The sequence below is a fragment of the Pseudoalteromonas issachenkonii genome, from assembly GCF_002310795.1.
Taxonomy (GTDB): domain Bacteria; phylum Pseudomonadota; class Gammaproteobacteria; order Enterobacterales; family Alteromonadaceae; genus Pseudoalteromonas; species Pseudoalteromonas tetraodonis.
On the sequence record NZ_CP011030.1, the window covers coordinates 767,103 to 785,407 of the forward strand.

Below are 18,305 nucleotides of genomic sequence, written 5' to 3' on the forward strand. Positions count from 1 at the left end.
TTATGTAATTAACAGGTGAGAGAATGAATCAAATAAAGCTGGCTTCGCAGAGCATACAGCCTTCAAAAATAGTCTGTGTGGGGCGCAATTACAGTGCGCATATTGCTGAATTAAACAACGAACACCCTGAGCAAATGGTAATTTTTAATAAGCCTAATAGCGCGATCACTAATACCTTACTCTCTTCCCATAACGGTGATACGCTACATTATGAAACTGAATTATGCTTTGTGGTTAAAAATAAACAACTTGTGGGCGTAGGGATTGGACTTGATTTGACTAAGCGAGCTTTGCAAAGCAGTTTAAAAGAAAAGGGCTTGCCGTGGGAACGTGCTAAAGCATTCGATGGCTCAGCATTATTTAGTGATTTTATTGAGTTAACGCCAGAAATGACATCGTTTATATTTGAATTACATATTGATGGCAAGCCGGTTCAACATGGTGATAGCCAACTTATGTTGCACCAACCTGCACAAATATTGGCTGAGGTTAGTCAGTTTATGAGCCTCGAAGAAGGCGACATTATTATGACTGGCACGCCTGCTGGCGTAGGGATGGTTAGTACTGGACGAGAGTTCAACGTTGCTCTTTATTCTGGTCAGCAGTGTTTATTGGAGCATCATTGGTCTGTGAGTCAAAGTTAATTATGTGTTGATAATATTGTTTATCAAAATTATCGATATGTTCACTTAGCCAGTGTCGCTGGCTTAGTTGATGAGCCGCTGATTCTAGTATGGTACTTTCTAATGCCGCATTAATTTTCTTAATTGCCTGATTAGCAAAATCATTAGGCGCATTAGTCGCACAGCCTACAGCTCCTTTGATTAATGAGCGCGTATTTTGAGCTATGGGTATACTAACGATTTTTATAGGGTGTTGTTGCTGGTTAAAGTAACTGGCCATAAAAGGATAATCGACCGAGTAGTCTAAAAAGCCATGCCTCAACCTATCGATCACAACGCCACTCTCATTATCACTACTTAAGCTCAAGGACACGTTATGATGGCTCAAAGAGTTTTCAATAATCATATTTATGTGTGGTGAAAAACGTCGTGCTGCGGCTTGTCCATAGGTAAAGCGTTCATCGCTAAGTAAACTAATTAAATTTATAGGATTACCATGTGCTTTAGTAAGTGTTTCTGCTTTTTGATTAGTTGTAATAATACTAAACTCAGGGTAGATAGAGGTAGGGCGTGAGTATGTATAGACTTCGTTGGTGCTCTTTTTATGGATTACGCATGGAAAGCAGACATTTTTGCCTTCTTTGATATATTTATTAATTCGTTTTTGTGGAACAAATAATCGAGTATGTTTTACATCCTTTATACTACTGATTAGTTGCTTAGTTAAATTATCACACAAGCCCATTTGAGTATTCCCTGAGTCTAAGTGAAAAGGTGGTGTGTTGCTTTGTAGCCATAAAATTTCAGTAAGCTGATTTTTAGATTGGCTAATACTGTTACTCGAGAATATTAAAAATAGCAGGCAGAAATAACGAGCTGTATCCATAAAAAGCTGATAATTCTTTATTAAATGACTGTATTTAATTATACCTTAGCGCTTAAAAAATAAACATAAAGAATAGCAAAGAATCAACATTATTGAATAACATTTACCCTTTGCTTGATTTCATTAGTAAGGCATTGGGTTTTTTCTGAATATGATATCAATCGCTGATAACACGTCATCGCTCAGTGTTAGGTCAAACGCATCAATGTCTTCCTTTAATTGCGCCATAGTAGTGGCACCAATAATAGATGATGTCACTCCATCGACTTGATTACACCAAGCCAGCGCTAATTGAGCTGGGGTGATAGCGTGTGCATGGGCAAGTTCAACATACTCTTTGGTCGCCTGTTGTGATTCTGGCGTATCACGAAAAATACCGTTACGCTGCATAAATGTCCAGCGGGAGCCTTCAGGGCGTGCTCCATTTAGGTATTTACCGGTTAATAGCCCTGCGGCCAATGGTGACCAAGGTAAATAAGCAATATCTTCATGTACACATTGTTCTATTAAATAAGGCCAATCTTTGGCATGTACTAGGCTAAACTCGTTTTGGATAGACACCATTTTTGGCAAGTTATGCTCTTTTGATAAATTTAAAAATTGGCTAATTCCCCAAGGCGTATCATCAGAAAGCCCACAATGCTTAATTTTTCCTGCTTTAACACACGCATCTAACCCCTCTAAAATATCAAGCATATCAGCGGTGTGTTGTTTTGCATCTACCTCGGTAAATTTAAGCATACCAGGCCATTGCCTAGCAAAGTGAGGGGTACGGCGATTTGGCCAGTGTAGCTGGTATAAATCAATATAGTCGGTTTGTAGGCGTTTTAGAGAATGATCAACCGCATCAATAACAGCTTGGCGGGTAATATTGCCGCCATCACGTACCCAAGAAAGTCCATTCCCTGCAATTTTAGTTGCAATAACAATGTCTTTTCGTTTTTGTGAATTACGTGCTATCCAATTGCCTATAATTTCTTCTGTTTTACCGTAGGTATCGGGAGAGGGAGGAACAGCATACATTTCTGCTGTATCAATAAAGTTCACACCCTGCTCAAGCGCATAGGCTATCTGTTGGTCGGCATCATGTTGGGTGTTTTGTACTCCCCAGGTCATGCTACCTAAACACACTCTTGAAACGCTAACACCACTACTGCCTAATTGACTATATTGCATTGCTAATCCTAATTATTCGGTTTGAGAGTTTGCTTTTAAAGCCGATAACAATGGCTCAGTGATCGTGGCTTTTTGGCCTGTTTTAAAGTCAAACATCACCACTTTTGACATGCCGGTGGTTGTTATCGCGTTTTGCGCATGACTAAACACACTGTAGTTCATTACAAATCGGTCAGATTTAATATCACTAATGGTAATACCTACGCTCAATGTGTCGGGAAAGGTAACGGGACGCTTATAGCGAATATTATTTTCACTGATCACAGGCCCCGTGGCTTTTGAGTTGATGGTATCAAATAAATTTAATTTATTTAAAAAATCGATTCTGGCTATTTCAAAATAACGCAGGTAAACACAGTTATTAACATGCTGTAGGGCATCCATATCGCCCCATGCCACAGTGATATCGGTATGAATAGGGTGTTGTTGTTTAAACGTTTCCATGTATTTATTGCTCTTAGTTTTAAAGCATTTAGATTAGCAATATGGTCGGATGAGCTCAAGGGAATTATAACTAGGGGTAGAGCTACTCTGTATTGCCCTCATGGATGTAAATAAGGGACGTAAGCAAGACATGGAAGCTTTGCGCCTTTTTTATTTAAACAATTAGGCTATAAACCTCGCGCCGTGAGTAAACTGCCTCAGATTGAACAAACCTTAACCTTAAAAAAACAACAGTGCTAAATAAAAACCCTTGAGTAAAAATTGTACCTCTTTAAATTCATGGCTATAGTAACTATTAACACACAAGGAGATAACTATGCAGAATATAATTAATTGGTTATTGGCATGCACCGTTTTTATAGCGTCGTTTACTTGTTACGCTATGGGTAATGAGGCTGGGGCAATTGTTTTGATTTTATTAGGCTTTTCTTTAGAAATTTTATTTTGGATGTATTGTTTTAATAAGCCAAAGAAAAGTAAACGCTCTTTTTAAGCAATAACATGCTTGCTAATTAAAAGTGATTCCACAATAATGGCTGTATAAATAAACAGTTGTTATTGTGTGATGAAAAAGTTTATTCATATAGATATGGACTGCTTTTATGCGGCCGTAGAAATGCGCGACAATCCTAAGCTTGCAAGCGTACCGCTGGCAATTGGCGGAAATAGTCGCCGTGGAGTGCTCTCTACCGCTAACTATATTGCTAGAGAGTATGGGGTGCGCTCTGCTATGTCTAACTATCATGCCAAACAGCTTTGCCCTGACTTAGTTATTGTGCCTGGCAGAATGGCTGTTTATAAACAAGTATCAACACAGATCCGCGCCATTTTTAACCGCTATACTGATCTTGTAGAACCTCTTTCGCTTGATGAAGCATATTTAGATGTGAGCCATAGTACTGCTTTTAAAGGTAGTGCAACGTTAATTGCTAAGCAAATTCGTACCGATATTTTTAATACCACAGGACTGACTGCATCTGCAGGTATTGCCCCAATTAAATTTATAGCCAAAATTGCTAGTGATGAAAATAAGCCCAATGGCCAATTTGTAGTATTGCCTGAGCAGGTTGACTCGTTTTTAGCCCAATTGCCATTAGGTAAAATTCCAGGGGTGGGTAAAGTAACTCTAGAAAAGCTTAATTTAAAAGGGTTATACACGGGGCAAGATGTGCGCGAAAAAGGGGCTAATTGGATGCAACAGCATGTGGGCAATTTTGGTGTGTCGTTATATCAAAAGTGCATGGGGGAGCATATAGGGCGCGTTTCCACCGAGCGAGTACGCAAGTCATTGAGTGTGGAACATACTTATGAATACAATAAAAACAGCCTAGATGAATGCCTTGAACAATTACCGCAACTGTTAGATGAACTCGTGGTTCGATTAAATAAACAGCAACTACAACATAAAATTAATAAATTAAGTGTTAAAGTTAAATTTGCTAATTTTGTAGTGACCTCAGCAGATCAAGCTGCGTATCAATTAAACACGGCTATTTTTAAAGAGTTACTCGCCAAAGCCTATCAACGTGGATTACAACAACCGGTGCGCTTATTAGGAATTGGCGTGGGTATTAAAAATCAACCAGAGCATAATTTACAGCTTAGTATTTTAGATGTGTAAAACGCGTAACTCCAAGTTGCCAGTAAGTAAGTAGGTTATCGCAGTACACTGGTTATAAATTGCTAAATAAATAATAATAGGGACTACGTTTTCTAACAGGATCCTTTTTTATGGCATATCCAAAAGCAGTACTGGCTAAGCCGGTAAGTGCAAGCCTAGATTGTACATCGCATGATGCACTTATTATTATCAGCAACGACTTTTCTCATTTACCAAATACGCCACTGCGTGATGCAATTTTAGACCAAGCCCAAGTAGACTCTCGCATAGGCAATCAAGTCACCTTGTTAGTGATTGCCGGTAAACGTGTCGTGTTAGTGCCAACAGGCCCTTTAAACAGAGATTATGACGACGTTCGTCGTTATTTTGATGCAGCCAAATTAGCCATTAATGAGGCAAAAGCATCAGGTAGTGTTAACCCTGCTATTTATTTACCCGCTTTAAATACGGATAGCCGTTATCAATATGCTCTTGAAGTGGCTTACTTAGGCGCATGCCAAGCATTATGGCAACCCCTAGAAGCGCGTGAGTTTCATGGTCAAGGTATTGAACCTATTACTCAAATAGGCTTAATTGATGCCAATGAGCAAACAATCAAAGCAGTCAATGCGTTAGCTGCGGGGCAATATGCCGCACGTGATTTATGTGGCACCGAGCCTGAACGCATGGCCCCCCCACGTTTTGCTGATTATTGTACTGAGTTATTTGAAAACAGTGCGGTGAGCGTTGATGTGATTGATGATTTAGCTGCCATTGATAAGCATTACCCCATGCTAAGTACCGTTGCTCGCGCATCGTATGCGGTAGAGCGTCATCATCCACGCGTTGTTAAACTTGAATACGTGCCTGAGGGCGAAGTAACCCGAACACTGATGTTTGTTGGTAAAGGTTTAGTCTATGACACGGGCGGTGCAGATTTAAAAGTCGGTGGTTTTATGGCGGGCATGAGCCGCGATAAAGGCGGTGCGGCCTCGGTTGCTGGATTTATGAAAGCAGTAGCCGATTATCAGCCTAAAGGGGTTAAAGTGATTGCCTTTTTAGCGGTTGTACGCAACTCTATTGGTTCAGATTGTTTTGTCCCTGATGAAATAATTACTAGCCGTGAAGGTGTGCGAGTACGTATTGGTAATACCGATGCCGAAGGGCGTTTAGCTATGGGGGATTTACTTAGTGAAATGAAAGATTTAGCTAAAAACGAAATAAATCCAACGTTGTTTACAGTGGCAACCTTAACAGGGCACGCTGCGCGCGCTATGGGGCCTTATGGCGCATATGTTGAGAATGGGCCCGCGCGTAGTGCTAATATTTCACGCCAATTAGCCGATTGTGGTGATTTATGGGCTGACGGTGCTGAAGTGTCGCGTTCACGCCGTGAAGATTATGATTTTATAAAACCACGCACTTTAGCTGACGATGTGCTTTCTAGTAATAATGCAGCTTCTGCTGTCACAGCGCGCGGCCATCAATTCCCTATGGCATTTTTAGCTGTGGTAGGTGGATTAGATAAGCATGGCAGTGAATCTACTTTACCACTTCCTTATGTACATATGGATATTGCTGGTAGTGGCGTTGAAGGCGGCGACTGGCAACATGGTAAACCAACTGCAGCGTCAGTAAGCAGTTTATTTGCCCGCTATTGTTTATAACTCCCTATAAATAATCCTAAAAAGCCCTGAAAATCAGGGCTTTTTAATTGGTGGAAGATATTTATTATCCGGAGTTAAGGTTAACTAAGCTTAAAGCGCGATACCACGCTTGATAACTCAACACTGCTTTGTTTGAGTTTGTCGCTAGCGCGAGTTAAATCTTTGGTGTTACCCAAAGATTGCTCTGTAGATTGTGATAAATCGTTAATTCTTAAATTCACCTCGTCTGCGGCTGATGTTTGCTGCTCTGTGGCGCGAGCAATTTGGCCGTTCATATCGGTGATCACCGATACCAGCCTGTCTATTTCATCAAGTGATGCATTAGCTGAAGAGGCTTGTTCAACCGTAGAAATAGAAATCTCTTGGCTAGATTTTACCGCTTCAACTGCAGCTTTAGCCCCTTCTTGCAGCTTAGCTATCATAGCTTGAATCTCATCAGTGCTTTTACCTGTCCGGCTGGCAAGTGTTCTTACTTCGTCGGCTACAACTGCAAAGCCTCTTCCATGTTCACCTGCTCTTGCAGCTTCAATAGCTGCGTTTAGCGCTAACAGATTGGTTTGTTCAGCAATGCTTCTAATAACATCAAGTACCGAGCCAATATTATTACTCTCTTGAGCAAGGTCGGCGGTCACTTTGCTCACGGTTTCTATATTACTAGAGAGGGTTTCAATGGCGGTAATGGTTTTCGACACTACATTTTTACCCGTTGATGCATTACTAGCAGCATCATTTGCGGCTTGCTCAGCAGCTTCGGCATTACGGCTAACATCATGAATTTGATGAGTCATTTGCTCCATTGCCGCGGCTACTTGGGTGCTACTGTCGTTTTGAAGCTCAATAAACGACTGGCTGGTTTTGCTAGAATCATCTACAGCATGGGCATGCTCGTTTACATCGTTTGCGCTTTTGGCAACCAGCACCAAAGACTCCCTAATTTTGGATACAAATAAGTTAAATGACCGCGACAGCTGAGATATTTCATCATTGCCATTTTCGTTGAGAGTACGGGTTAAATCCCCCTCACCTTGAGATATATCTTTCATCATTTCTGCTGCTAAACGAGTCGGCGTTAAAATACTGCGACCAATAAAGTAGCTAAAAAGTACGACAACGACGATCATAATCATTACATTGATAACGATAATAGTACGTTGCTGCGAAAAGGTGTTGTCTATGGTATCAAGGTAAACGCCCGAGCCGATGATCCATTGCCATTGATTAAAGCCTTTTACATACGCAATTTTATCTACGGGTTTGTCGCTGCCGGGTTTTGGCCACTTGTAAGGCACATAGCCTTCGCCGGATTTTTTAACAACATCAACCATTTCAACAAACAAAGGGGTGCCATCAGGGTCTTTATTATTCGTTAAATCTTTCCCTTCAAGGGCTGGTTTAATTGGGTGCATTACCATGGCTGGCTGATAATTGTTGATCCAAAAATAGTTAGTATCATCGTAACGCAATGAGCGTATTGAGGCCATCGCTTGAGATTGTGCTTGTGCACGAGTGAGTGTTTGACTTTGTTCAAGCGCTGCGTAGTGTGTAATGATGCTATAAGCAGTTTCCACCACATTTTTAGTTTTTAGATATTGCTCATTTTTAAGCGATTTATATTGATTACTTAAACCCGAAATACTCAATACAATTAAACCAAAAATTACAATCCCTACTAAAATGGCTAAACGTTGAAATATAGTAAAACGACGGAGGTTTGGCATATGCATGTTCCCGTATTAGAGCATTATTTCTCTTAAATAAGCATAGTTAAAATATAGGCTAATACGGTTTTATTTTCCTTATATTGTATTTTTAATACTCTCTTTGTTAACTAGTTTGCGTAAATACAATAAAAAGGATAGGCCGAACTTTTATTTAACGGGTGCTTATAATGAATTTAATTATTGTTTGTTGACGTTTCAATATAGCTTATCTGCATAAAAAAAGGCTGATACTTATATCAGCCTTTAGTCGAATAATTAACCCGGTTTTAGTTACTTTGTATTAAAATTACGGTTAAAGAAGTTTGTAATAGTTTGATGTAAATGAGTTTGAACTTGTTTACCGCGAAGGCTATGTTTTGAGCCCGGGTAAGTCATCATTTCAAACTGTTGATTGTTATCTTGCAGCTGTTTAAACAATTTAGTGGCATGGGTAAATAATACGTTGTCATCGGCCATGCCATGGTAAATCATTAATGGGCCTTTTAAGCCTTCAGCGTATGGGAACACAGCACTGTCGATATAGCCTTGGGCATTAGTATCTGGGTGACCCAAATAGCGCTCGGTGTAATGGGTGTCGTATAGAGCCCAGTCGGTAACCGGAGCACCAGATACACCCGCGCTAAAGTAATCGCCTGCTTTAAACATAGTCATCAGCGCCATATAACCACCGTAGCTGTGGCCATAAATACCAATGCGAGCAGGGTCTACGTAATCAAGAGTACGTAAAAACTCAACGCCTTTGATTTGATCCGCCACTTCTACAACGCCGAAGTGCTTATAAATTGCATCTTCAAACTTTTTACCGCGATTGTAAGAGCCTCGGTTATCAAGTTGAAAAATTACATAACCTTGTTGCGCCATGTATTGAAAATATAAATTTTTACTGCGCCAGCTATTGGTTACTCGCTGAGCATGAGGACCACCGTAAACGTTGACAATAACCGGATGCTTTTTACCCTTAGCCATATTTGCTGGTTTAAATAAACGGTAATGCATAATTTGGCCGTCTTCAGCGGTAATTGTTCCGTATTCGGGCTGGGCTAAATCAGTTAGATACGGGGTAAGTGGGTGAGAGTCATCAAGCTTATTCTCTTCAAGCCACGTAATAAACTCACCATTAATTTTGCGCAGTGCAGCTGAATTTGGCTTATTAACCGATGAGCTATTATCAATGAAAGTTTTATTATCTTTCGCTAGAACGACATTATGGTATTGGCCTTTTTCAGTAATGCGCTTCATAGCCCCTTTTTTAAATAAAGGCGCACTGTATAAATGGCTCTCTAGCGGGGTATCTTTACGTGCAGCAAAGTAAACAACGCCATTTTTTTCATCTATCCCTTTTAGGCTATCTACGACCCAATCACCTGCGGTAATCTGGCGGATAAGTTGGCCGTTATTACGATATAAATAAAGGTGCTTAAATCCATCTCGCTCTGAGGCCCATACAAAATGCTTTTTATCTTTTAAAAATTCAAGGTCAAAATGCAAGTTGATCCAGGTATCACTTTTTTCAGTTAAAGCAACGGTTTGCTGTTTTGTTTTAGTGTTGTAAAAACGTAGTTCTAAGTTATGTTGCGAGCGGTTTTGCCATTGATAAGAGAGCGTATTGCTGTCGTTTAGCCACTTAGCGCGGGCAATATAAATATCTTTATCGTCGCCTAAGTCAATCCAGTCAACTGCTTGATCATTAAGCTTTACCACCCCAAGTTGAATGTCAACATTATTGGTGCCAGTAAATGGATAACGCTGGTTAAATAGTTTTACTTCATCAGCATAAATTTCGTTACGAATCGCTTCTTGAACAGGGCTTTCATCAACGCGAGTAAAGGCGATTTTAGATTCATCATTTGCCCACCAATAACCGGTCATACGGCTCATTTCTTCTTGCGCCACAAATTCGGCCATGCCGTTTTTAATTACGCCACCGCCATCTTTACTTAACTGAATTTCTTTACCTGAAGCCAGCTCTAGTGCATATAGGTTTTGCTCTCGGATAAAGGATACGAAATTTCCTTTTGGAGAAAAACGCGCATCGGTTTCAAATGCGTCTGTGTTAGTCAGCTTTTTACTATTTTTAGCATCTAAGTCATAGAAATAAAGATCGCCATTAAGAGGGAATAACAGTGCTTTCCCATCTTTTGACCATTTATATTCAAGGATACCTTTTCCAAAAATACGTTGGCGTTCGCGGCGTGCTTTTTCTTCATCGGAGAGATTTTCTGGGCCTGAAAATAACTGCGCCGAATCAACTAACAACCGGTTGGTATTATCTTTTAAATTATATTCCCATAAATCGTAGCGGTTATAGTCATCGGTTTTACCTTGTAAGTAGGTAACCCGGCTACCATCAGGCGAAAACTTAAGTTGTACCGGAGATTTGCCTGCTAAGCTCGGATCATCAAATATACGCTCAAGCGTTAGCGGCTCAGCTTCTGCGCTTAATGCGCCCGCGAGTAGGGGAATTGCCAGTGAGAGGTGTTTTAGTTTTTTTAACACAGGATTGCCTTTACTTACATAAAATTATCTCGATGGTAAAGCACAAGCGTGTGCAACTGCAACTAAATGCTATAAAGTGTGCGGTAAAATAATCTAAGGACTTTAACATGAGCAAAACATCATTTACCTTAGCACCTGAACTGAAAAGAGATTGTATTGAACTGGCTGATTGGCCACTTTGTAAGGTGTTACTATTAAACGACAGCCAATATCCTTGGTTTGTATTGGTCCCCAGAATAGCGGGCTTAAAAGAGATTATTGATTTAACCGAGCAGCAACAAATTACTTATTTACACGAGTCAGCGAAACTCAGTCATTTGTTAATGGAGGTGTTTAATCCTGATAAGTTAAATGTAGCCGCATTGGGTAATATGGTGCCACAACTACATATTCATCATATCGCGCGTTTTAAAACAGATATTGCGTGGCCTGCGCCGGTATGGGGCAAGTTTCCGAGTGTGCCTTATACTAATGAGCAGATAGAGCAATTAAAAGCGCATTTTTAAAAAATCAAAATGAGTTACTTTGAGGGGATAGTATGAAATTAATCAAACAACTCTGTACAAGTGTATTTATTGCAGCCATTGCAGTGTCAGCAGTGATAGCGGGCGAGCAGCCAGTAGCTGTAGATGTGGTAAATAACGCTAATATTAAAAACTTTGCAGCACATAACAACTTAGTTTTTTCAGCAGCGCAACCGACTGATGAGCAGTTTAAGCAACTATCGCAAGCTAAGGTGAAGCACGTTATTAATTTACGTGCAGCAGATGAGCAAGACTGGGATGAAGGGGCATTAGTCAATTCTTTAGGAATGAGCTATCACGCAATTCCTATTGCAGGTGCACAAGATGTAAACATCGACAATGCAAAACGATTAGCTAGCCTTTTAGAAGAACTTAAAGGTGAGTCAGTGGTTGTTCATTGTGCGAGCAGTAATCGTGTTGGTGCGCTAATGGCTATTTCAGCCCATCAACAAGGTGCAGATATAGAGTCTGCGATTGAAACCGGTAAGCAGTGGGGAATGGCAAGCCTTGAGCCGGTTGTTCGTAAAGTGATGAGTGATAAATAATTAGACTGATAAGTAATAAAAAAAGCGTTACAGTGTAACGCTTTTTTTTATGTGAACTAATTTAGCGCATATTAATTAAGGCCAAGCACATCTTTGCCTTGTTTGAAGGTTACATCTACAGGGATGTTCGCTTTGCTTAACTTTTCTAAATCTTTAGCTAGTTCCGCTTTAATATCGCCATGAGTTGCAATCAGTTGATCAACTTTTTCGTAATCACCGTCACCTTGCAGAGTTAAAATAAGGCGCGATAATTTAGCCATAGCGTCGCCCATTTTATCCATGTTGATTCTATACAAGCCGTCTTCATTTTTAGAGAAGGCACCTTCTTGAGCAAAAAAGTTAAAGCGGATCATGTTTGCTTTACCATGTGCACTTGAAGCACCGAAACGCACAGAGCGGAAAATACCCGCCATAAAGGTGGTGTAGTAATCTTCTAACGTCCCTTCAGTGATTTCCCCTTTTTTAAGTAACTGTTCAACCATGTACAGACCAAGAATATCTGCTTTACCTTCTTCCAAGGCGCTAGCATGCTCTTGTAGAGATTGGCGAACGGTACCTTTGCCGGTAATAGTATTTTTAATTCCTAAACCGTGAGCTACTTCATGGAACATAGTGTTAGCAAAAAATGCATCAAAGGTAATGTGTTTACGTTGCTCTGGCACAATTAACTGCTCTGCGATAGGGACTAAAATTTTATCAAACTTCGCTCGCATTGCATTTTTAAGCTGTAAGCGACGTGTGCCTTTTTCTAGCTGTACTTGCTCATCATTTGGTAAGTTAATTGCAATAGTTTTACTGCCGGCATTTGAGTGCCCAGCATAATAAACAACATCGTAGGCATTTAAGTCAGCATCTGAGCCAGGTACTTCTTGCTTGTACTTGCTATCAACAGGTAAGCCTTTTTGCAGCTCAGGTAAAAAGGCAGCAAATTTAGCCAGGCGTTCGCTCCATTTTAAATCTTTAATTAGTACATACGATTCATAGGCAGCACGGTAACCAAATAATTGGTCTTCGTAGTTTTCAATTGGGCCAATAACAACATCGATAGGATTATTTTTCATATCCATCCAAGCAAAGTCAGAGGCTTGGAAATCATCGCTTTGTATTGCGTCAGCTCGTAAGTTTAGGTAGTTGGCAAATTCTTTGTCGTCAGCTAATTTGCTAGCGTCTCTAAGTAACTTAGCTGCTTGGGCAAGTTCTACGGCATATTCTTCTGAATAAGGCGTGCTGTATAAATTACCTAGTTCATCGCGTTTAATAAGTGAGTAAAGCCCTGTTTTATCTTTTACATCAGCGTTATTAAGCTCTTCTTTGGTGATGTCGGCCGGATAAAAACCTGCCCCAAGCGGCTTTTCTTTATAGCCAGATAAAAATACTTCATCGCCATTTAAGCGATCCCATGGGCCGTAGTTAATATCAGCAAACTGACGTACTTTTTCATCATCTAATTGTGCTAAAAAGCTTTGTTTATCTTCACCAAATGCTTGTTTCCAAAATAAATCGTCCATAATTTTTGAAGCATCAATAAGCTTGGCAACCATGGCTTTTTGGTTCTCAGATAAGTGTGACAAATCGCTTTGTAAGCTAAAGTCTGTGTATATGTCTAAGCGTTGACGGTCAATATTAACGAGTGTTGGCCCTGAAGGCGCTTGAGAAGCCGTTGGCGCTGAGCTTTGCGGCGTATTGTTTGAAGACGGTGCTTGCTCAGAACAGGCACTAAGAAAAACGATGCCAGAGAGCAGTATTGCTTGGCTAATTTTATTTAAGATCATTATATTGCCTTTAAAAAGTCTATTTTATAACTTGTATACTGTAAGTTAAGGTACTGAATGAGTATTAGTGTGCCTTAGCATGCTTGCATTAAAGCAAAACATACTAGCAAATAGCAAGTATTAGACGTTAGAGTGCACTAATGGGGGGCCGCTGGTAAATAATCAATAATTATCTACAATTCTTTCTATTTTAGGTATATGTTTAATACTACTAAGCTTTGAAATAATTAATAATATAAGACTTGCTGTAAAGTGTAGGTCATTAAGCAAAGGAATATTTTATGTCTACAGAAAATGCCTTACTCACTATTTTAGTTGACAGAATTAACAACGACACACTGGTGTTGCCTACGTTACCTGAGGTAGCGATTAAGGTTCGCCAAGCCGCAGATAACCCCGATGTTAATTTGATGCAAATGTCAGATGTGATAGCACATGATCCTGCATTGTCGGCGCGGATGATCAAAGTCGCAAATAGTGCAATTATGGGCCGAGCTGTAAAGGTGTCTAACTTGCACCAAGCCGTAACACGTATTGGGCTTAGGCAAATAAAAAATATTGCCACAGCCATGGCGATGGAGCAGTTATTTGTATCTAACAACGAGTTAATAAAAGGCTACATGGGAAAGGCGTGGCATAAAACGCTGCATGTGGCCTCGCACTCTATTTCATTAATGGAGTTTTACTTAAAAAGAAATACCCATACATCGCTAAATCGCGATGCCATTACATTAGCTTCATTAGTTTATAATATTGGGGTGTTACCCATTTTAACTGAAGCAGAGCGTCACCCTGAAGTGTTTGCAAGCCCCAGCTTTTTAGCCCATGCGATTCAACGTTTAAGTGGTAAAATTGGTGGTTCAATCATGAAAGCATGGGAATTTCCTGATGTGTTTGTTGAGGTCGCGCAGCACTGGGCAGATGTGAATCATCGTACTGCTGAGGTGAGTTATATCGACTTTATTCGTGTTGGTGCAATCCTTGAGGGAACCTTACAAGTATCTGATAAGTCAGCAGCGCTGCAAACGTATATTGATAAAGGCATATTTCCTTCATTAGAAATGTTAGAGAGTGAAGAGTATTTGCATATGGTTGAAGACGTAAAAGAAATGTTTAGTTAATACCAATTTTATTAAAAACATGATTATTCTAGCGTATTAAATAATCCGCTACCTGCGTTAAAAATTATTTATATAGAACAACTATGTATCATAATTTTTGCCTTGTTATCGACTTATTTCTTTGTCGCTATAATAGATCACTAATTTAATGCAATTGGTATAACTTGTTTTTGAACAATAAAAAGCACGATTAATATCGTGCTTTTATTTTTAATACTATTTAATAAAGCTTTTACGCTAAATCGTCAGCATCACCTAAGCCCTGTGTAAGCTCTTCTAGCAATTGCTTAATTTCTTCAGATGCAAGAATAAAATCAGCATCTAGTTTAACCGCCATATCTTCTTTAGGAATATCGGCATTTTCTTCTTTAAGTGTTTCTGAATAGCTTAAACGTTTAATTGAGCCATCGTTTTGTAGCATAAATTTAACGCGCTCTTGCCAATCAAGGGCAAGCTTAGTAACGCGCTTACCACTTTCAAGGTGCGACTTCACTTCGTCACACGATAGGTCATGGCCTTTGAGTTTTACCTGAGCACCACTGTCATCAGCTTCTTCAAGTTCAGCGTCTGATCCAATTGCAAAGCCTTCTGGAGTACTAAAGTTAGTAAGCCAGTCAGTTAAAAATACGTCTAAATCATAATTAGCAAACGCAGGAACAACGGGTAATGTCCCTAATGATTTACGTAATAGAGCAAGTAGTTCCTCTGCTTTATTAAAGCTTGCACTATTAACTACCACCCACCCATTTTCTTGGTCTATAAAAGCAAACTGCAAGCTCGATTTTTTAAATGCTTGTGGCAATAAGGTGTGTAAGATGTTTTCTTTTAGTTCATCTTTTTCTTTTTTCTTTACTGGGCGATTTTCTTCGGCTTCAATCTGATCAACTTTTTCTGCTACCAGCTCATTTATTACCGAGGCTGGTAATACTTTTTCTTCACGTTTAGCGCACACTAAAATACTTTTTTGTGAGAAATGAGAAAGAGTTTCACCATGTTTACCAAATGCTTTTGTCCAACCAAATGTTGCCAACTCTTGGCCAGTACAAGGACGAAATAGATCTTGCTCTAATGCCTTATCAAAGTCTTCTTGTGTGTATGAAACGTCTTGTTTAAAGCGATAGCATATAAGGTTACTAAACCACATAGGGGAATGATCCATTTAAAAAATTTGTGCAATCATAGCAATAAAAGCCGCTTCTAGAAACGGCTGATTTAGCTTAATCGAGTTTAAAAAGTGGCAGGGGAGATGACATGTTTTTAGGGAACGAAATACGGTAGTGTAACCCTTGCCCAGGCTCACTACTTACTTCAATTTTACCATTGAGCGTTTGTTTTACTAAATTAAAAATAATATGGGCACCTAAGCCGCTGCCACCCTCATCACGCTTGGTGGTAAAAAATGGGTCAAATAAACGCTTTAGTTGAGCCGGTTTTAAACCTAAACCGTTATCTTGATAATTAATGATGAGGTCGTTTTCATCAGTATTTACATCTATGGTGATTTGGCCGCTGTTTATATTTTCAAAACCATGCACTAATGAGTTCATAATTAGGTTCGTAAATATTTGACTAATGACTCCCGCAGGTAAGTTAATAATTAAATCATCTGGGCAATGTAGACGAATGCTGTGAGATGTTTTTTTAATTTGTGGGTGCAAAGAGCGTATAACTTCGTTGATGTAGTCTTTAAAATTAATTGTTCTTAGAGCTTCACTGGCCTGATCTACCGCAATTTGTTTAAAGCTGGTTATTAAATCTGAGGCACGTTCTAAGTTGTGAGAGAGTAGTTGAGTACTTTGCGCTGCATCATTAATAAAGCCTTCTAAAGCCGCAGACGATAATGATTTATTTTTATACGCAGTTTCTATTTCGGTTAATCGCTCTTGTAAAAAAGAGGTGGCAGTAACGCCAATACCAATAGGGGTATTAATTTCATGAGTGATCCCCGCCACTAAGCCGCCTAATACCGCCATTTTTTCTGAGCCAACCAGTTGCTCTTGCGCAAAGCTTAATTCATCGAGCGAGCTTTGCAGCTGAGTTTGCTTGCTTAACAGTTCTTGTTCGGTTTGCTTTCGTAAATCGACTTCTTCTGTTAATACTGCTTTTTGTCGCTCTAGTTCATATTTTTGTTGCTGCAGATCGATCATTGCTTGGCTTAAATTTGATGTTTTACGCGCAACATCCTGTTCAAGTTGTAAGTTTTGTTGGTCCAGTTTTTGATTGCTTTCAATTAGGTCATGCTGAGTTTGTTTTAACTCTTTTTTATACTCAACAACCTTCGAAATCAGATTGTTAAAAGAGCGTTCCATTACTTTAAGCTCGTTATTTTCATCGGTGACTATTTTAACCTGTTGACCATCAAGCTCTTCTAACTCAAGGTATTCAATTTGCTCGGTTAATTGAGTAAGGGGCTCGGTGAGTAACTTTCTAAATGCAATTAAAAATAAGATGATTAAAAAGGTTGTTTTAATCATGGCATTACCAATCAAAAAGTAGATAGAGAGCATAATGCGACTAAAAATTACATCGCGACTAGAAAATAAAGTAACATCGCCTACTTGCGTTGCTCGTCCTGAAAACTCAAAAATAAGTGGGAATGTATAGCCAAATAAACCGGCTTTGGTGTCCTCTACCATGACATCTTCTTGCACAAGTTGCTGGCTGTAAAGATTGTGAATATTTAGCGCGCGGCCTAATTGAGAAATAATAGCGCCATTATCGTCACGAATAATAACCCCCTCAACCATAGGTATATCGAGTAATCCTTCGGCGGTTGTGGTGGTTTGCTTTATATTTAGCTCCCAAATTGCTCGGGTTAAACTTCTACCAAAGGTCTTTTGTAATGTGCCAAGTTCATCGCGTATGTAATCTTTAGTATTGACGTACTCTGCGAAAATTTGCCCGCAGGTCACCACAAAGGTCAGTATAAAATAAACTGATAAAACCCGAGTGAGTAACTTTGTTGAAAGACTTTTTTGCGGCATGGGAGGCTTATATTTCCTTAAATTATTCAACTGTTAATGTACGCTTATAAACATTAGTTAATAAATGATTAAAAATAAACATATATTTTATAATATTGCTATTTAGCGTTGTTAAATAAGCAATCATTCTGTTCTATATGCATTGGGTTTCTATTTGAGTACCGTTTGTTTGGATAGGCTGTTTTTTACTTGGAAATAGTTAATTTACTAATTTGTATTGTGCAATTAAGCATTTTATTGATAACGTTTATAAAAGTTACAATAAATAATCTGCTCGTTGCTAATTTGGTTATAATTTTGACTGTTGCGGATTGGGCAACCAACTAATTTTACAGTGGGTTTAGGTGTTTTGTATGAGTTTAATTAATGAGTCATTATGATGCGTTTTTCTATTTTAGTCTGTGATGATTCCACCGTTGCTCGCAAACAGGTAATGCGCTGTTTAAAAGAATGTATTGATGCCGATATTCAGCAAGCAACTAACGGTAAAGAGGCATTGGAGCAATTGCGTCAAAGGCATTTCGATCTCCTGTGTCTTGATTTAACCATGCCTGAAGTTGATGGTATTGAAGTACTTGAGCAAATCAAAATTTCTAAAATAGAGTCTTATGTATTAGTGATCTCTGCTGATATCCAACAAAAAATGCAAGCACGTGTCGCGCAACTAGGCGCAATCGATTTTATTCATAAGCCAATTAATAAAACGCAACTGAGTACAGTTTTGCATAAGTTTGGCATTTATTAAT

Annotated in this window: 16 protein-coding genes; 8 read left to right on the plus strand and 8 right to left on the minus strand. The window is 39.3% G+C overall.

Annotated elements, in window-relative coordinates; all coding sequences use genetic code 11:
- The first annotated feature begins 23 nt into the window (after positions 1-23).
- Complete coding sequence (locus PISS_RS03545) at positions 24-644, plus strand: fumarylacetoacetate hydrolase family protein (protein WP_058154243.1); 621 nt, start codon at positions 24-26, stop codon at positions 642-644.
- On the opposite strand, the gene PISS_RS03550 is transcribed toward PISS_RS03545, so the two are convergent.
- From PISS_RS03550 to PISS_RS03560, 3 genes are all read right to left on the minus strand, one after another.
- Positions 577-1,509, minus strand: a complete 933-nt coding sequence (locus PISS_RS03550; RefSeq protein ID WP_058154244.1) for a hypothetical protein — start codon at positions 1,507-1,509, stop codon at positions 577-579. The genes PISS_RS03545 and PISS_RS03550 overlap by 68 nt on opposite strands.
- 123 nt (positions 1,510-1,632) lie before the next feature.
- The gene (locus PISS_RS03555; protein ID WP_058154245.1) at positions 1,633-2,685 is read right to left on the minus strand and encodes an aldo/keto reductase; all 1,053 of its coding nucleotides are present in this window, start codon (positions 2,683-2,685) and stop codon (positions 1,633-1,635) included.
- Positions 2,686-2,697: 12 nt separating this feature from the next.
- Positions 2,698-3,129, minus strand: coding sequence for an acyl-CoA thioesterase (locus tag PISS_RS03560; RefSeq protein WP_028834338.1), 432 nt, complete (start codon positions 3,127-3,129; stop codon positions 2,698-2,700).
- Positions 3,130-3,445: 316 nt separating this feature from the next.
- Between PISS_RS03560 and PISS_RS18875 the strand changes: the two genes are divergently transcribed.
- The 3 genes from PISS_RS18875 (at position 3,446) to PISS_RS03570 (ending at position 6,396) form a co-directional block, all read left to right on the plus strand.
- Complete coding sequence (locus tag PISS_RS18875; RefSeq protein WP_013464196.1) at positions 3,446-3,622, plus strand: hypothetical protein; 177 nt, start codon at positions 3,446-3,448, stop codon at positions 3,620-3,622.
- Between the two features lie 72 nt (positions 3,623-3,694).
- Complete coding sequence (gene dinB, locus PISS_RS03565; RefSeq protein WP_058154246.1) at positions 3,695-4,750, plus strand: DNA polymerase IV; 1,056 nt, start codon at positions 3,695-3,697, stop codon at positions 4,748-4,750.
- Positions 4,751-4,860: 110 nt separating this feature from the next.
- On the plus strand, positions 4,861-6,396 hold the full coding sequence (locus PISS_RS03570) for a M17 family metallopeptidase (RefSeq protein ID WP_058154247.1): 1,536 nt from the start codon (positions 4,861-4,863) through the stop codon (positions 6,394-6,396).
- An 80-nt stretch (positions 6,397-6,476) separates the two neighbouring features.
- Here PISS_RS03570 and PISS_RS03575 read toward each other — a convergent pair whose 3' ends face one another.
- The gene (locus PISS_RS03575; RefSeq protein WP_058154248.1) at positions 6,477-8,114 is read right to left on the minus strand and encodes a methyl-accepting chemotaxis protein; all 1,638 of its coding nucleotides are present in this window, start codon (positions 8,112-8,114) and stop codon (positions 6,477-6,479) included.
- A gap of 273 nt (positions 8,115-8,387) precedes the next feature.
- Positions 8,388-10,613 (minus strand): S9 family peptidase, encoded by a 2,226-nt coding sequence (locus tag PISS_RS03580; RefSeq protein WP_058154249.1) that lies wholly within the window; start codon positions 10,611-10,613, stop codon positions 8,388-8,390.
- A 107-nt stretch (positions 10,614-10,720) separates the two neighbouring features.
- Between PISS_RS03580 and PISS_RS03585 the strand changes: the two genes are divergently transcribed.
- Both PISS_RS03585 and PISS_RS03590 read left to right on the plus strand, forming a co-directional pair.
- Positions 10,721-11,119, plus strand: a complete 399-nt coding sequence (locus PISS_RS03585; protein ID WP_013464220.1) for an HIT domain-containing protein — start codon at positions 10,721-10,723, stop codon at positions 11,117-11,119.
- Positions 11,120-11,151: 32 nt separating this feature from the next.
- Positions 11,152-11,682 (plus strand): protein tyrosine phosphatase family protein, encoded by a 531-nt coding sequence (locus PISS_RS03590; protein WP_058154250.1) that lies wholly within the window; start codon positions 11,152-11,154, stop codon positions 11,680-11,682.
- A gap of 71 nt (positions 11,683-11,753) precedes the next feature.
- Here PISS_RS03590 and PISS_RS03595 read toward each other — a convergent pair whose 3' ends face one another.
- Positions 11,754-13,454 carry a dipeptidyl-peptidase 3 family protein gene (locus tag PISS_RS03595; RefSeq protein ID WP_058154251.1) on the minus strand — a complete coding sequence of 567 codons (1,701 nt, stop codon included), beginning with the start codon at positions 13,452-13,454 and terminating at the stop codon, positions 11,754-11,756.
- Between the two features lie 281 nt (positions 13,455-13,735).
- On the opposite strand from PISS_RS03595, the gene PISS_RS03600 reads away from it, so the two are divergent.
- Positions 13,736-14,575 carry an HDOD domain-containing protein gene (locus PISS_RS03600; protein ID WP_013464223.1) on the plus strand — a complete coding sequence of 280 codons (840 nt, stop codon included), beginning with the start codon at positions 13,736-13,738 and terminating at the stop codon, positions 14,573-14,575.
- A gap of 232 nt (positions 14,576-14,807) precedes the next feature.
- Here PISS_RS03600 and rdgC read toward each other — a convergent pair whose 3' ends face one another.
- Positions 14,808-15,719: a recombination-associated protein RdgC gene (gene rdgC / locus PISS_RS03605; RefSeq protein ID WP_008111993.1), complete on the minus strand. Its 912-nt coding sequence runs from the start codon at positions 15,717-15,719 to the stop codon at positions 14,808-14,810.
- 73 nt (positions 15,720-15,792) lie between these two features.
- A complete protein-coding gene (locus tag PISS_RS03610) occupies positions 15,793-17,559 on the minus strand; it encodes an ATP-binding protein (RefSeq protein ID WP_058154252.1) in 1,767 nt (588 codons plus the stop codon).
- Between the two features lie 376 nt (positions 17,560-17,935).
- Between PISS_RS03610 and PISS_RS03615 the strand changes: the two genes are divergently transcribed.
- A complete protein-coding gene (locus PISS_RS03615) occupies positions 17,936-18,304 on the plus strand; it encodes a response regulator (protein ID WP_024601555.1) in 369 nt (122 codons plus the stop codon).
- Position 18,305 lies beyond the last annotated feature (1 nt).

Bases quoted from the DNA above. Each gene is read 5' to 3' on its own strand.
- PISS_RS03545 (WP_058154243.1), top strand. From the start codon at position 24: ATGAATCAAATAAAGCTGGCTTCGCAGAGCATACAGCCTTCAAAAATA.
- PISS_RS03550 (WP_058154244.1), bottom strand. From the start codon at position 1,509: ATGGATACAGCTCGTTATTTCTGCCTGCTATTTTTAATATTCTCGAGT.
- PISS_RS03555 (WP_058154245.1), bottom strand. From the start codon at position 2,685: ATGCAATATAGTCAATTAGGCAGTAGTGGTGTTAGCGTTTCAAGAGTG.
- PISS_RS03560 (WP_028834338.1), bottom strand. From the start codon at position 3,129: ATGGAAACGTTTAAACAACAACACCCTATTCATACCGATATCACTGTG.
- PISS_RS18875 (WP_013464196.1), top strand. From the start codon at position 3,446: ATGCAGAATATAATTAATTGGTTATTGGCATGCACCGTTTTTATAGCG.
- dinB (WP_058154246.1), top strand. From the start codon at position 3,695: ATGAAAAAGTTTATTCATATAGATATGGACTGCTTTTATGCGGCCGTA.
- PISS_RS03570 (WP_058154247.1), top strand. From the start codon at position 4,861: ATGGCATATCCAAAAGCAGTACTGGCTAAGCCGGTAAGTGCAAGCCTA.
- PISS_RS03575 (WP_058154248.1), bottom strand. From the start codon at position 8,114: ATGCCAAACCTCCGTCGTTTTACTATATTTCAACGTTTAGCCATTTTA.
- PISS_RS03585 (WP_013464220.1), top strand. From the start codon at position 10,721: ATGAGCAAAACATCATTTACCTTAGCACCTGAACTGAAAAGAGATTGT.
- PISS_RS03590 (WP_058154250.1), top strand. From the start codon at position 11,152: ATGAAATTAATCAAACAACTCTGTACAAGTGTATTTATTGCAGCCATT.
- PISS_RS03595 (WP_058154251.1), bottom strand. From the start codon at position 13,454: ATGATCTTAAATAAAATTAGCCAAGCAATACTGCTCTCTGGCATCGTT.
- PISS_RS03600 (WP_013464223.1), top strand. From the start codon at position 13,736: ATGTCTACAGAAAATGCCTTACTCACTATTTTAGTTGACAGAATTAAC.
- rdgC (WP_008111993.1), bottom strand. From the start codon at position 15,719: ATGTGGTTTAGTAACCTTATATGCTATCGCTTTAAACAAGACGTTTCA.
- PISS_RS03610 (WP_058154252.1), bottom strand. From the start codon at position 17,559: ATGCCGCAAAAAAGTCTTTCAACAAAGTTACTCACTCGGGTTTTATCA.
- PISS_RS03615 (WP_024601555.1), top strand. From the start codon at position 17,936: ATGATGCGTTTTTCTATTTTAGTCTGTGATGATTCCACCGTTGCTCGC.